The organism is Pedobacter nanyangensis (assembly GCF_003313505.1).
Classification (GTDB): Bacteria; Bacteroidota; Bacteroidia; order Sphingobacteriales; family Sphingobacteriaceae; genus Pedobacter; species Pedobacter nanyangensis.
Map to the genome: position 1 here is coordinate 287,121 of NZ_QMHO01000004.1, position 16,331 is coordinate 303,451.

Sequence of the window (16,331 nt, forward strand, 5' to 3'; positions counted from 1 at the left end):
GTAAATAAAGAGGTCGATAAATTCTTATCGACCTCTTTCAGTTTACTTTTTATCTCTGATTACAATCATATCCAATTCTTTCTCTGTTTCAACCAGCTTAAAGCCGTATGCTTCCAATGCTTTTGATACTGCCCAAATATCTTTAGGGTCTGCATCTAAACGGAAGTCAAGCGGTGTTTTATATTCGGTTTCGTTAAGGATCGGCGTCATGTACCTAAATAAATGAAAGCTCATCCACATAAAAAGAAACTCATCAGTAGTTGAGTTAGAAAAATCAAATATTTTCCTTGCCCCATCTATAGTTGTAGCTTTTTTACCTCCTTTCGATGGAATTACAGAAATACCGGGTATCCTCACTAAACTGAGGCACTTTACTTTCCGCTTTTCAACTAAACCCTCAATGCCGTACAGTTCTCCAAAATAACGGTTAAGATCCGCAACCATCCAACTGTTTAACTTATCAACGTCTTTTGCAAGCATTACCACCTCGTAACAAAATTGGCTGTCTTCCTGTACTCTTCTATTAGAACGTGGCCGACCGGGATAGTAATATCTCGTACTATCTTTGGCTTCCCAAACTAACCTTGAAGGGTAGCGCAAAGGCCAGTTTGGATCGTTGACTAATGTATATGGTTTGGGCTTAGAGGCGAATGCTGTTTGGTACAACGTTTCAATATCTGCGTTAGTAGCCTGTATCATAGCGTAACCGTCTTTTACAAATGGTTGACCAGCTCCCGCACGAATGCTAGGGTTAAATGGCGTAAAAATTGAACTATACGTAATGATAACATCTGAGTTTGCATTTTCGTTTAGTCCGCCTAACAGCAATGGTTTATAGGGATTGAAACTAACATTGTCCTTTTTTACCTTAAAATTTACCTCATGTTGTTTAAACAGTTTTTCCAGATTTTCTTCGGTCAGATCATCAGTAGAAGTAGTGGTAATTACTTTGCCATCTGGATTAATAATCACCTCATGCGGTATCATTCGGTGTGGGAATAATTTATTAACGGAAGTATCGGAATATACCACTGGAATATTAGACGGTAATACTCCCGGTCTGGGTTTGAAAAAACTACCAATTACTTTATCTGTTTCTCTTGTTACCGCCAGTATCACTAATTTGTCTTTGAACTTTTCGGCAAGCTTACCCAGTTTAGGGAATGCACCTACACAAGGAGCGCACCAGGTGGCCCAAAAATCAATGATAACATACTTTCCCTTAAAGTCTGACAAGCGTGCGCTCTTATAGTTCGCATTCATTACCTGTGCAAACTGAAGGTCTGGCACCTGATCGCCAATGGTTAACCCTACTTTCTTGTCTTGCGCTTTTAGATTAAGTACATTGAGTATAATTAAACAACAACCTAAAACTATTAAGCTAGTTGCTTTTGTAACAATTCTATTCATAGCCCGGGTTTTGTGTAATCGAGTTGAACTTCTGTATATCGCCCAACGGGATTGGCCAGAGTGCGGCGGTAGCTTTCCATGTGCCGGGTTTTTCTAGTGCCATAATGGTATTTACCCTGCCGGTGCGTTTAATGTCATACCATCGCAGACCGTTTTCTGCAAACAGTTCATTACGTCTTTCACGTTCTACAGCAAGCAGTGCATTTTCTTTGCTAATGTTATCAGCAATAGGTACTAAGTGGTTAGGGCTTGGCAGGCTTGCTCTAGTTCTTAGTATATTTAAATCTGCTACGCCATCTGCTATTTTATTCTGCTGTATTCTGCTTTCCGCCCTTATGAGGTATTGCTCTGCCAACCTCAATAGGGTGGTTTGTTCGGTATTGCCCACAGCGGTTACCGTAAATTTAAAAGGCGTATAAAATGTTTCCGTACCTACGGTATATCTTTTGGTCCATTTTTCCTTGCGTTGGTCATTTGGTTCAAAAGAATTTGTCATTGAACTGGTCAACACAAAATTTGGATTAGTGCTCGGAAGAAACAACACCGCTTCATAGTTTTGGTTAGAGGTTAAATTGGTAATCTGAAAAATGGCCTCATTATTATTTCTGCCATAGAGTTGGCTACTAATGCCGATAAGGTTATATAAGCCAGATTGAATAACTGCATTAGATTGTATTTCGGCCTTGGCAAAATCACTGGTATGCAAGTAAATCCTCGCCAAAAGCCCAGTAGCTACCCATTTGTTTGCCCTTGTTCGGTTGTTGCTGTTAAACGAGTAATCGGGGTTGAGTTTGGTCTGTGCGTCCAGTAAATCGGCAATCATTTGCGCATATACCTCGTTAACAGGTGTGCGAACAGTTTTTGATGATATTTCTACATCGGTGGCCAATACCAAAGGAACGGCCCCATACTGGTTTACCAGAAAATAATAATTGAGCGCACGCAAAAATTTGGCTTCGCCTATAAATGGATTTTTTACGTTTTCTGCCAAAGAGCTTTTTTCAAGCCTTTCAATTGCCGCATTACAGAGGTAAATGGTGTTGTAATTGCCCGCCCACGACATATCTTGCGGGAACAGGTTGTTTTGGAAATAATTATCGAAAGTAATGCTGCTACTTCTGTTTTTTAATTCATCGCTGGCAAGCCCTGTGAAAATAGACATCGAACTTGTAGCCGACATAAATAGATTTTGCTTAAAAGTGCTATATATACCTGCAATAGCGCTATTGGCGGTACCTCTATTATCGAAAACTTCGGCAGCGTAAAGCTGATCGGTAACATTATTAACCTCTACAAACTTTTTGCATGATACTGTTAAACATAGTAAGTATATAATTAGCCAATTGAACTTACCTTGTAAGCGCAACGGACTTTGTTTTTTAAATATTTTCATTTTTACTCCATTAAAAATTTACTGAACCACCAAAAACAAATAGTTTATTTGGGGGATATTGCGCTGTAGCAGATATTCCTATGGGTAATTCAGGGTCGTAACCTACGTAATTACTAAAGGTTAATAAGTTCTGTGCTTGGGCATAAACCTTAAAAGATTTCACATTTACACTATTTAGCCATTTGGCAGGGAGTTGATAAGAAATAGACACGTTTCTAAGCCGCAAAAAAGAAGCATCTGAAACGGTGGCATCAGATAATATGTAACGACTAGTTGATGCTAAACTAGCAGATGTAGGTTTGGGCAGGTTTGCCAGGTCTCCCGGCTGTTTCCAGTATCCCAGAAAATCAGTCCATACATTTTGTAGTTTACCTGCGTAGTTGTAAAATCTGAACAGGTTATAACCATCTTGTTTTACATAGTTAAAGAAGAAGTTTAATTCAAATCCTTTGTATTGAAAAGAGTTATTTAACCCTGCATACCAATAAGGGTCAGTTTTGCCGGCAATTACATAATCTCCCTTCTGATCGTTATAGGATGACCGGGCCTGATATGCTCCGTCACCATTAACATCTTCAATAATAGCCTCACCCGTTTGAGGGTCTATGCCCAGAAAGTGGTATCGTTGTACAATACCTAACGATTGCCCTACAACATAGCTATTGGCATAGGTAGTAGCAGACAAACCGGGAAAACTAACTAATTTATTATTGGGTATGGTTAGGTTAAAAGAAGTTGACCATTGAAAATCCTTATTTGTGATGTTTTGGGTTTCAAGCTCAAATTCCCATCCTTTATTTTGCACTACTGCGGGCAAATTGGCGGTATAGCCGGTGTAGCCTGTAATAGTCGGTAGCGCATAGGTTACCAATTGATTGCTTGATCTGTTTAAATACCAGGCCGTATTGAATACAATCCTATTATTAAAAGCTCCCAGTTCTAAACCTATTTCCGATTTTTTATTAACCTCCCATTGAAAATTATTGTTGGCTAAGCCTGTGGGTATAATAGCAATCTCATCCCCATAATTACTTGCTGCTCTGTAAAGGTTCAAATATTGGTAATCACCAATACCATCGCTTCCCGTTGTACCGTAGCTACCCCTTAATTTTCCATAACTTAACCATGGTAACTTATTTTTCAATAAGGCTTCGTTTGTAAATACCCATGCGCTCCCTATGCTAAAGAAATTTCCGAATTGGCGATTGGGGCCAAAACGGGTGGAGCCATCTCTTCTAAATGTAGCATTTAACAGGTATTTATCTTGCCCGTTATAATTTAATCTGCCAAAAACAGATGCAAACCTGTATTCAGTAGTTGTACTTCCTTTGGTCAGAAGCGAACCGAAGTTTTGACTTTCTAACAGCAAATCGTTAGTATAGCCACTCAACGCAATTGTTGTACCCCTGATAGAACTACCATTAAGTGTAGCGCCAGCTAAAAGTGATAGATTTCCACCTAATAAATTGTCTTTATAGGCAATTTGTGGCTCAAAAATATAAGTTTGCGAAGATGCCTGAAAAAATGCAGCAGTACCTGTAGGGTTACTTGCCGGATTTTGCGAGATAATGGTAGTACCGGAATATTGTCTGTTGTTGATTAACCCATAGCCCACATTCGCTTTTAATGATAGCTTCTCTATCACCTTATATTCGAGCGAGAGGTTACTGTTTAAATTATAGTTAGATGCTTTGTATGGGTTTTCATAATCTATTTTGGGGTTTGTATACCCAGTTCGCCAATGATAGCTGCCATCAGCATTATACAGAGGGAAATTGGGTGGTGCTAGAAAGTTGAATAATGATAGTTTCCCATTAGCCCCTAATATGTTGCTTTTATCCGTGTTAAAAAATGTGTTTGACTGCATTTGCAATTTGCCATTATCTGATACATAGTTCAGATTAAGATGTGCGCCACCTCTTTTAAATCCAGAGTTATTTCCTTGTAGTGTTGTTTCGTTATGAAAGTTGCCACCTAACAGAAAGGTAATTTGTTTAGAACCTCCGCTTAAACTTAGGCTGGCATCTGTTTGTTTGGCAGTGGCTCCAATTTGCAAATCTTGGAAGTCAGTAGATGCTTGTTGGTCCCATACCAATAATTCTGGTGCATTGGCGGTAGTGGGTGTTGCATTACTGTTTGCAAAGCCATCTTTGCGTACCTGTACGTACTGGCTGGTAGAAAGTAAAGTTGGTACTTGGGTAGCCGAACCAAATCCACTTTGAAAAGTAGCCTTAATTTCCGGCTTGCCAACATTGCCTTTTTTAGTAGTAATTAATATCACTCCATTAGCACCCCTGCTGCCATAAATTGAGGTCGCATCCGCATCTTTCAAAATTTCTATGGAAGCAATATCATTGGGATTAATCGTGTTTAGAGGAGAGCCATTTCCTGCGCCATTTGCTGTGTTTAGGTAATTAAAACGTTCTAATGATGTGGTTGGTAATGGTACACCATCTATAATATAAAGAGGATCATTATTTGCATTCATAGAATTTTGCCCCCTAACCCTAACTTTTGGTGCTGCTCCCGGCAAACTGCTGTCTTGCGCTATTTGTAGCCCGGCCACGCGTCCACTAAGAGCTAATATGGGGTTGGTTACAGGTTGTTTTTCTATCACATCTGCTTTAACAGTAGATATATTTCCCGTATTTAGGCGTTTGGTTGTTGTACCATAGCCCATAACCTGTACCTCATCTAACTTAGAATTGCTTCGTAATAGGGTAATGGTTATATTGGGTGTAGCTGTAATTTCTTTGGCCTCGTAGCCTATAAAAGAAATTAGCAGTATGGCCTTATCGGGTGCGTTGGCTATGGTAAACTGCCCCTCGCTATTGGTGGTAGTGCTAAGGGTAGTGCCCTTAACCTTTATGCCCGCCCCGGGCAAGGGCTGGCCGCTTTCGTCTACCACTTTGCCATTTATGGTAATGGCTTTCAGGTAATCGGCAATGCGGTTTAACAAGCTCTTTTCTTTGCGTTTTACCACAATGGTCTTATCCAGTATCTCGTAGGTTAATGGCTGGTTTTTAAACAGGGCGGTTAGTGTTGCATCAATACTGCTGTTTCTTATGTCCATGTTCACTTTGTTGGTGTTTGCCAAGGTGTGCTCGTTGTAGAAAAAACTGTAGCTGCTTTGTTGCTCTATCTGCTCAAATACTTTTTCAATAGCGATTTGGTGTGCCTTTAGGGTTATGTTTTGCCCATATACCGTTGCCGATACATTTAGATAGCAGGACAATATGAACAGGGCAGTTAGTTTCATAACCAATAGGGTTTTGGTCAGTTGCTTTCGGCTTTGCGCACAGGCATGCCAAAAGCATGTAAAAAAATTCATACTTTTGAGTGTTAGGGTTTAAGTGATTACTTCTTACGATCTTCATTTGGCCCCAATTTGCCAGCGGTACTCGTCACAGTACTGCTGGCTTTTTTATATGGAGGCCATCAATTAATTATTAACTGTTTTTATGGCATAGGCTTTGGGTTTTTAAGGTTCTATTATTAGTATTTTGCCTTTCGGCGTGTTTTCTATACTAAAATGGATGCCGCTCGACTGGAATATCTTAAGCAGTGTAGCCAGGTTGGAACTACGTGCTACGCCTCCGGTATAATATTGCTTAGAAGGGTCTCCCTTAAATTGTATCTCTATGTTGTACCATCGGGCCACCTGTCGCATTATGGTTGGCAGATCAGCTTTTTTAAAGTACATTTTACCATTTTTCCATGCCAGAGTGGTTTGCAGGTCGGCAGGCTGTACGTTTAATTTATTTCCGGTATTTATGGCTTGTTGGTCTGGCTTAAGTTTTTCGGTGCTGCCATTACTAAGGGCTACTTGTACACTACCTTCGGCAAGTGTGGTTAAAGTTCGCTCTTCATCGGCGTAGCTGTTAATGTTAAAGTGCGTGCCCAGTACCTCTACGGTTTGCCCTGCGCTTACCACCTTAAAGGGCTTGGCCTTGTTGTGTGCCACCTCAAAGTAGGCTTCGCCACTTAGCGTTACCCGCCTTTCGTTTAACGCACCAAACGAGGCAGGGTACTTTAGCGTAGAAGCAGCGTTTAGCCATACTTTAGTGCCATCGGGCAGCACAATCTGGTATTCGCCGCCCTTTGGGGTTTCAATGGTGTTAAGCCCAATTGCTCCCCCTTTAGGGGCCTGGGGGGTGTAAATAATTTCGCCATCGGCGGTTTTGGTAATCTCGGTGCCGCCATCGTCGGCAAGTTTGCCCTGTTGGGCATCGGCAAGGCTTATCCTCTCGCCGTTAGAAAGTGTAAGCATGGCTTTTGGTGTGCCGGCCTTAATGCTGGCTATTGCTGTTGCGCTATCTGTTATTGTTTGGTTGTTACGTCCAAGCATGGTATAAATACCGATGCCCACTACCAACAGTACGCTTGCGGCCACAGCAATTCGGCGCCATGTTTTTTGCTGCCGTACTCGTTTTTTTGCTGCGTTTATGCCTTTCCATGCTTCGTATAAAACTTCTTCCATGCGCTCTTCAGGCAGGTCAAAGTCTGGTGTTTCGATGGTTTCGTACCATTGTTCTACCATTGCTTTTTCCTGTAGGGTACAGGTGCCGGCATTGTAGCGTTCTATAATTTCATACGCAATACGGGAGTGTTTTGACATATCTGTTGTTAAATGCCCAAGGGCTGTTTAACTATAGGTCAGCTAAGATGAAAACTGGGGGGTAAAAAAAATGAAAATAGTTTTATTGGCGTAGCAGCAGCATGGCAAGCAGGTATATATTAAACTTTGGCCTTAAAATGTGCAGCGCATTTTTTACGTGGCTACGTACACTCTGCTCTGTGATGTTTAAACGTTCGGCAATTTCTTTATGGCTAAGGCCTTCTTTACGGCTAAGCTCAAAAACCTGCCGCATTTTTGTGGGGAGCTGCTCAATTTCTTTTTCAAGCAGAGCGGTAAGCATACGTTCGCGTACCCTATGGTCGGTACCCTCTGCGTAGGAATTTACAAAGGCTTGAAAATGGTCTATATATCGTGAAGCATTAAGCTGTTTGCTGATACGGTTGATGATGCGATAACGGGCGGCATTGTACAAATATGCCGAGAGGCTATCCTTTATTTGTAGGCTGTTCCTGCGTTCCCAAAGGTTTAAAAAAATCTCTTGTACCACATCTCTGGCTTCATCTTCGTCTTGCAATTTTCGGTAGATGTGTACAAACAGTAAGTGTCTGTACTGGTTGTATAAAAGGGCAAAAGCCTGCTCGCTACCCTGTGCCATTTGGCCAAGTAGTGCCTTGTCGTCATATAGGGCTTGGGTACTCACGTTGTTTGCTTTTGGTAAACCAAACTTAAAAAAATGTTAACACAAACGCAAGCCTGTATTGTATTTGAACCATACTGCTTGTTAATTTCTCCTACATACATTGCTGTTGTTTCTTTCCTGAAAAACGGACAAAAAGTGCAGCCAAGCTAGTGGACGGCAGATGCTACGAGCGCATAATGTTTTTGTTCGTGCCTCACAAATCCACCCTACGGGACTTATAGCTCTCCGCATCATTTTTTTATCCGTCCACATGTTTTTTGCTTTCCTTTTTTCCGTTTTTTCTTTTGAAAAAAATCTTTTTATAGTTTCTGAAAGTTCGTCCATCTTAAAAACGGCACTGTGTTTTTGGGGGAATTACGAGGTATGTAAAGTTGTTTCTTCCTAAATGTCAAGGACGTTTTCGTGGTATGTGTTACATGGAATATTTAATTGATAGCTAAGCAATGAGTGCTGCGAGCACCTTATAATCTACTGAGTTTTTATTGGACAAATACCCATCGGCTAAACAGACCTTCTTAAGCGTAGGTTTGGCAACGTTGGGGCGGTTCGCCTGTTTCACTGCGAACGGCAAGATGTACCGTTGTATCACAACGGAGATCTTGCCGCCCTTTACTCCGAAGTCGTGGGCGGGATGAATGACATAAATATACCAGATATGGTGAATGTTTTTCTGAATGCCATAAAGAGAAGGACGCTGATAAATCGGGCTCGAATGCCAGAGAAAAACCCTAATAATTGCCGTAAAATATCTATCAGCCGACATAGAAAAGACCATAGGGGGAAACACTTGAAAGATCTTTGCCTGTCTGGTAAAAAAATAGAATGCACGCCGAAATGTCCTAGCTATTGGGGAGCCGGAAAATTCATTTATTGCCGAATATCTTGGTTCGATTTAGCGTATACAATGCAGTTCCAAAGAGGCTATACATTGTCATTAAGCGTCCTGAATAAAGGTTGTATTTCTTTTGTTGGAGAGGGTAAAAATGGCGGTATAATATTGAAAAAATCTGAAAAAGTCAACCGTGAAAACACTGGGGATTTTTTATTCAAAATTTGTTTCTTTTGTTCTAAGAACGGTTACTCTTTGTCTAAGGAGCACCTTCTTTGTAAACGCTTAACCGATAATTTTAGTAGTTTCGCCAGGACTTAAAGCCGTTATCACCTGATAGCAACAGAAGAATAAAGACATACTAGACATTATAGCGTTTGCTATACAAAAAGCTGCCAGTCAAAGTTCGAAATTAATTGTACGCAGCCAATGTATAAGCCAAACGCCCGCGCAGCAGCGTGGGTGTTTGCTGTACTTGCGTACAAGGGCTTCGAACCCCTGACTGGCGAGTTAAACAGTAAAGCCCATGCTGCTTTTTCGTTTTCGTCCCGGCAGCAGTGGGAGATTTCTTCACCACCAAAATCTGCCTGCCTATGGTCCGACTTGCTTAAATGTATTGCCCGTTCCCTGTGCCGTTTTTTCATTATTGTGGCAACAAGCGGGTTTATTTTCTCATCCGTCAAAAGAATGCTTATGATAACACCTAAATTTCATTTGTTCGTGCTATATGCTTTTTTCGGCCTTGTGCCGAAACGCATCAGTGCAATGTGCACAACCCTTTTCCTGTTTCTTTTTTGTTTTGGTCCGGTATGGGGACAAAGCCCTCCGGACAGCCTGTTTATCAGATCGGGCGAACTCTCCAAAGGGGCCTTTCCCTGTGGCGTGAGCGCCGAATACTTTTCGGGGCTGGTCAACAGTTCCGGAGGGGGAGGCTCCGGCTATTATATCCTTCCCGTTAGTTTTCCCGTAACGGCCATTGACACCTGTGGCAAATTTCAGGTCTATTATGTCGACAAAGCCATGGGTTCCGCTAAGGGGTTTGACGACCCTGTTTCCGGTGCCAACCGCAGGGCTGTGGTTTGTGCAGTGCTCAGTTATGTACAAAGTGTGATTGACATGAGCCTGATCCCGTCAGGCCAATATATCCGCCTTTATGTGGACAGCTCCTATACCAGTTCCCATATAGCCCCTTTCCCGACCACTTATTTTGCCAGGGCCGGGGCAAAGCACTCCCCGTCGGCAACAGGCGTGGTCAATGGAGATGTCCATAAATTTATTACAAGCGGCACCGACCCCACGGCTATGACGGATTACCATGCCGAAATGAAAATTAATTTTGACCGCGTTCATGTTCCTGATGACTTTGGTGTACTTATGGGGGATTATGAGCCGGTCAACTACAACGATAGCCTGGGACCGGTGGCACATTGCCAGATCGATTTCATGTCCACCGTTCTGCACGAGATTACCCATACATTGGGCTGGTCAAGCTATCTGGGCATTTTCCCTTCAGGCACTCCTTCTCCTATCTATTCCAGTATCGATACGGCCTTACATGCCGCATCGCATGGCACTTCCCTTACCACGCTTAGTCCGGCATTTTCATCGGGAACCGTACTCTATAGCCCCGGTACTTATTCCTACTGGGTCAATGGTAAACAAGCCCCTGATAATTACCCCGTCTATTTGGCTTCCTACCTTTTTACCTATACCAAATGGGCAAGCAGTTTTGCCCATATGGATGATGAATATGATGCCTTTGCCGCAAGGCAAAGAATTTCACCGGGCGATGCACAGGATTATGTTATGGGGCCTTTCAGCCGGGAAGGAGTAACAAGAAGAACCTACACAAAGGGGGAGATTGTGACCCTGCGGGATGTTTTGGGCTATACCCTGAACGCTCCGCTTAGCACTTCTGCCGCCGCTACCAACCATGTTCCCTGGTCGTCGAGAATGAGCTCCGTTAAATACAGTGGATTATATACGACATATGCACTTGATGCCTTCCATGAGAAAATGGATGCCGATACCATTTTAATCAATGATTCCGGTACGGTATGGACCATACACCTGAATGCCGATACCTCCCTGCACGATGCGGACGGAGACCCCTTGCAGATCTATCCGGGCTCCCTGGTCAACTTCAGGGGCTGCGGCGAGGGGGGGAACAACCATGCCAGCCTGACCATTGGGGGTGGCGGTACCTCAATTACCTATACCCCCCGCCACAATTTTATGGGCAGGGCGCAATTTGGCTATAACCTATATGACGGGAAGGAAAAAGGCGCCTTTGTCATGCATACCATAGATGTATATCGTGGAAACAATGTGGGTGCGGAGCCGGGTGAAGAATTAGTGTTAAACGGTGGCTTTGAGGAAGGTACGGAAGTAAAGGTCCGCATCGCTAATGAAAGTGTCAATAATACTTCTCTGATAGCGGGCCGGGCCGGCAGATTGTATGGCGCCCATTTTGCCGACAGCCATCCGTTTGATTACTGGGCCTATGCCTATATGCCTTCCGGAGGAGGATGTGCGATTCGTAATGCCTATGCAAATTGTGATTCGACAGGATTAACGACATCCGGTTTCGGGATTTTTCAGAACAACTTCCCCGACCCCGATATGCTGCGCATTCTGCCGCCGAAAGATTCCGGTGACCGCTACCAATTGATGCGGTCGGGTACCGCAACCCACTACTATTTGGCAGATACCTTAAGGACATGTAAACGCTATAAACTTGCCCTGGATTACCATATCCCCAATCATATCCCCGCCATTTCAGGTACAAGGCTGCCCGTTGAATTTGGTTTTACCGACACGGGGAAAGTAGGCTATGGCGGACTTACATTTACCGATTTTCATATCCCCAAAACCAATTACACCCTTAAACCGGTCTCTGAATTTGCCGTAAGTACTGATTGGACACATGTGGAAATACCATTTGTCTATTGTTCAGACATTCCTTCGGATATGCTGACGATTAAGATAGGGAATATGTTTCCGGAGCTCTATCTGGATAATGTCTCTCTTGTAGAAGATACCTCCAAATTTGTAGTAAGCATTCATGACAGCCTATGGACGCCCTGTAACAATACACGATTGAAAGCTGTCGTAGAGAACAAAACGATGCGGAGCTGTATAGACACATTGGGCACCGCCCTGGACTATACCTGGACACTCAATGGAGACACCATCAGCAGGGATAGCCTTATTTATGTATTACCTGAAGATACGTCCTTATATAAAGTGGCCGTTTATGATGGTTGCCGGCTGGTGGAAGATTCCATTATCCTGTACCCGGCGTCAGGCCCGGTAGTAGTACTGAGGGATACCTCCATTTGTCAGGGCGATTCTATGCTGCTGACACCTGTTATTAGCGGGACAACGGGCACGGTAAGCTATAGCTGGTCACCCTCCTCCGGCCTTTCCTGCACCAGCTGCTCCGGCCCCGTAGCCAATCCATCGGCCAGTACCACCTATTATCTGACCGTAACAGATGCACTTGGCTGCTTCACCTATCCGGTAAACATTACGGTAAAATCCCTTCCGGAGTATACCATCAGGGATACGGTCATTTGCCATAATAGCCGCACTGCTTTGGAAATCGCTACATCGGGTACCTATACCTATTATTGGTATGACGGTTCTTTGTCTTGTGATACCTGCCGAATGGTAATCACGCCCAATTTGACAAGCTCAACAGATTATGTATTTGACGTAACCACTTCCGGGGGATGCACCCTGAAAGATACCGTTTCCGTAGCTGTCCGGCCTGCAATCCCTGTGAGTATAGTAGCTTCTCCTCCTTTTGCCTGTGGCACTGACCCTGTGGTCCTTACCGCCTCCGGTGGTATGGACTATACCTGGCGGGGTTCCCCCTGGATCGGATGTACTACCTGTGCGTCTACCCCGGTAAATCCGCCCACAGACCAATGGTTTGCAGTAGCGGTAAGTGATACCAATGCTTGTCTGGCGAGGGATTCCATATTGGTAAAAGTTCATCCCAAACCGCTGGTGCATGCCATCGCCCCCTCCGCCGTTTGTCAGTATTCCAGCGCAACGGTAAGCGGAGCAGGCGCATCCACCTATACCTGGGCTACACTTTCGGGTACGACTGCGGGCATCGCCTGTCCGACCTGTCCGGCAACCTCCATCGTTGTTATGGCGCCGACCTATTATGTCGTGACGGGAACCGATACGAACGGATGTAGCAATAAGGATACCTTCCTGATCAATGTGCACAGCCTGCCGACCGTTACGGTAAGTCCGGCAAGTGTTACGATCTGCGGTACCGATTCCGCGACCCTCACTGCCGGAGGGGCCCTTAGTTATACCTGGTCTCCGACAACGGGTATTTCCTGCTCTACCTGCAATCCGGTAAAAGTAAGGCCCCTGACCTCGCCCCGTACCTATGTGGTGACGGGAACGGATGCCAACGGCTGTACCAATACGGCAAGCTCCGTTATTACAACGGCTGGCGCCTGTGCCTGTTCGCCGGTAGACGTATTCGGCACATCCGCCACAACCCTGAGCGGTACGTTCAGCGGTACCTTCGGAGCGGGCTACTATTATATCCCCGACAACATCACCATTACCGGCACCACCACCTTTACCGATGCCAAAGTGCTGATCGGCAAGGACGTGACCGTAACGGTGGACAACAATGCCATGCTCACCCTGGATCACAGCCACTGGTTCACCTGTCCCGACAGTAACATGATGTGGCAGGGTATCGTGCTGGCCAGCGGTGTCAGCTCATCGGGAAGGATAGAGGTACGCAACAACAGCCTGATCGAAGATGCGGTGATGGCCATCTATGCCAACAATCCCCGCACACCCGGTTCGGGCCATATCATCAGGGCGACCTCATCGGTGTTTAACCGGAACCAACTGGATATTTCCGTACGCAACTACAATCCCAGCACATCCACCACCTATCCGTTCTCCGTATTGGGCAGCGTGTTTACGGCCCGTGCCTTTGATACGGTGAGCGGCTATCCCGACAACTGGCCAACGGCCAGCGCATTGCGCACCAAACTGACGGTAAACAGTGCGAAGGATGCCTACAGGCTGAGCCGCAGCTATCCGCGTGCGATGTGCAAGGACAGCATGATGAAGTACATGGGTCTGCGCTTTGAGTATGTGGGGGCGACTACGGGCGGTGGCGCAACTTTTTATGAAACGGCCATTGGCGGCGGTAATTCCACCGATTCCACCAACCTGTTCGACAACCACAAATACGGCATCTTTGCCAACCGGAGCAATATGACGGTGCGCAACAGCGTGTTTATCAATATGTCGAAACGCTATGAGCCTTCCACACAGCCGTCATCCGTACTGCCCGATTGGGGCGGACTGGGCATCTTTGCCCGCAGTGACGGGGCCTACCACAACCGTCTCCGGCTGACGGCCTCGGGCGGCAACCTTACCAACTATTTCCACGATTGTTTTGAAGCCATCGGTTCGGAGAATGTTTCGCAACTGGACATCAGCAGTGCGGTCATCACGACCAGCCACCGGGCGGGCGAAACGGCTCCGGGAGCGGCCTACCCCTGGGAGATCTATACGGGCAAGGCGATGTGGATCGTGGCGGGAACGAACTACAAGCAGTACAGTATCACGAGCAATAGCATCAGCAATGTAAACTGCGGTATCTACCTGTACATGCTCAATCCGCCTGCGGGTGCGGTGGCCGACCTGAACAACAACAATTTCTATGCGAAGAACCCCGACCCCGCCTACAGCGCCTATACGGGCAGGCAGTACATTGCCCAGGGTATCGAAGCCTACTGTGGCGGCTGGGGAGCGGCCAATACGCTGAACATCAATGGTAATTCGATGAGCATGGTCTGGAACGGTATTTTGTTCAGTGATATGCACACCCCAAAAACAACGGTCAATGCCAATACCATCACGCTCTGGGATACCCTGGTGGCTGGCATTACCAGTGGTGGGCAATACGCCATCCGTAGCATCTATTCACAACAGGCGACCATCAGCGGCAATACCCTGTACACGGGTACACTCGGACCTATAAGTACAGCCGACCGTATGCGGGGCGTATATGCGGTAGCCAATACCGACCTGCGTGTATGCGGCAACAGCAGTACCAATATAGGCCGGGCCTTTGAATTTGCGGGGCCTTACGCACAAACGGGAACCCGCTGGATCGGCAATACCATGAGCCATGCCTACAAGGGTATGGTGCTGGGTACGGACATCGGCGATCAGGGAGGTATGTACAATTTTGTGACCATGACACCGACCTATTTCTGGGGTGCGACCAAAAATGTTTGGTCTGGTGGAGTGTGGGGAGGTGGAGCATCTAGGTACCAAACGATTGGAGTGCACCCAACAAGTACCATGTTTTCTAAATTGTGGGTGTCAAATATACCCTCTGGTGGCTCTGTGGAAAGACCAACAGTAAATGAAACTACTCCATTGGGAATGCCCCCACCGTATCTTTATAATTATTCCGGTACGTCTGGTAGTATTTTAATTTCAAACGCTCAATGGGATGCGAATTGCCAAGGTGGTATCAATCCTACCGTTGTGATCAGAGACCCGGCCGTAGGTACGCATGGCGGCCCCAGGCCCCTGGGTGGTCTTATCCTCGTGGACGGCCTTGGCTACGATGAAGAGTTTAAGGTAAACCAATGGATGGCACAATTATCGCTCTACGAAAGGGCAACTTTGATGCCCGATCTGCGGGATTCTTCTGCCACGCTGGACAGTTTTATGACGGTGGCAGCCGACAGCCGTTTCGGCTGGCTGACGGCTATAGAGCAGGCATTGGCTGCCGGGGATACTACGCTGGCGGAAACCCTGCTGGACAATCCCGTGCCGGCAATGGATACTTTGCGGGTAAATGGCAACATCCTCCTTACCGATTATCCGGAGGCCGATGCCATCGTGGGTAATTATGAGCAGTACTATCGTACCTATCTGCGCTTTATGCGGGAAACGATGGATGCAAGTGATACGGCAGCCATTGCCGACCTGGCGGACAGGTGTCCCGACCTGGAAGGTGCAGTGGTGTACAAGGCCCGGAGCCTCTACAGCCTGATGCGGGATACGATGATCATTTACCACGATGACAGTTGCCGCTATGGTGGTGGGCAGCAGCGCCGGGTAAAAGGTGGGGCGATCACGGGAGGCGAAGCGGTAGATGGAGCCTATACCTTGTATCCGAATCCCAATACCGGCAGCTTTACGCTTACAGCGCTTAGAGACAAACAGGTCGCTACAGCCGGTATCAAAGTGTATAGTGCGTTGGGGGCACTGGTTCATCAATCCCTTTGTACCTTTAATAAGGGTAAAGTGACCCTGGATATAGGAGAACAGGCCGCCGGACTTTATCTCCTTTGCATAGAAGACGGAACGGGTACGGTCACCTGCCTGCGCTTTGTAATCCAATAGA

At 45.7% G+C, this 16,331-nt stretch carries 6 protein-coding genes; 1 reads left to right on the forward strand and 5 read right to left on the reverse strand.

The window, feature by feature from the left end:
- Positions 1 to 42 precede the first annotated feature (42 nt).
- The 5 genes from DUT71_RS09830 to DUT71_RS09850 all read right to left on the reverse strand — a co-directional run bounded on the left by DUT71_RS09830 (position 43) and on the right by DUT71_RS09850 (position 8,082).
- Entirely contained in the window at positions 43 to 1,410 is a 1,368-nt protein-coding gene (locus DUT71_RS09830) for a TlpA family protein disulfide reductase (RefSeq protein ID WP_113662355.1), read from the reverse strand.
- Positions 1,403 to 2,803, reverse strand: a complete 1,401-nt coding sequence (locus DUT71_RS09835) for a RagB/SusD family nutrient uptake outer membrane protein (RefSeq protein ID WP_113662356.1) — start codon at positions 2,801 to 2,803, stop codon at positions 1,403 to 1,405. The genes DUT71_RS09830 and DUT71_RS09835 overlap by 8 nt, the downstream gene beginning before the upstream one ends.
- A 10-nt stretch (positions 2,804 to 2,813) precedes the next feature.
- Positions 2,814 to 6,062: a TonB-dependent receptor gene (locus tag DUT71_RS09840; RefSeq protein ID WP_162796016.1), complete on the reverse strand. Its 3,249-nt coding sequence runs from the start codon at positions 6,060 to 6,062 to the stop codon at positions 2,814 to 2,816.
- A gap of 222 nt (positions 6,063 to 6,284) precedes the next feature.
- Complete coding sequence (locus tag DUT71_RS09845) at positions 6,285 to 7,421, reverse strand: FecR family protein (RefSeq protein ID WP_113662358.1); 1,137 nt, start codon at positions 7,419 to 7,421, stop codon at positions 6,285 to 6,287.
- Positions 7,422 to 7,503: 82 nt separating this feature from the next.
- Entirely contained in the window at positions 7,504 to 8,082 is a 579-nt protein-coding gene (locus DUT71_RS09850; protein ID WP_113662359.1) for an RNA polymerase sigma factor, read from the reverse strand.
- Positions 8,083 to 9,340: 1,258 nt separating this feature from the next.
- Between DUT71_RS09850 and DUT71_RS09860 the strand changes: the two genes are divergently transcribed.
- Positions 9,341 to 16,330, forward strand: coding sequence for a T9SS type A sorting domain-containing protein (locus DUT71_RS09860; RefSeq protein ID WP_113662361.1), 6,990 nt, complete (start codon positions 9,341 to 9,343; stop codon positions 16,328 to 16,330).
- Position 16,331 lies beyond the last annotated feature (1 nt).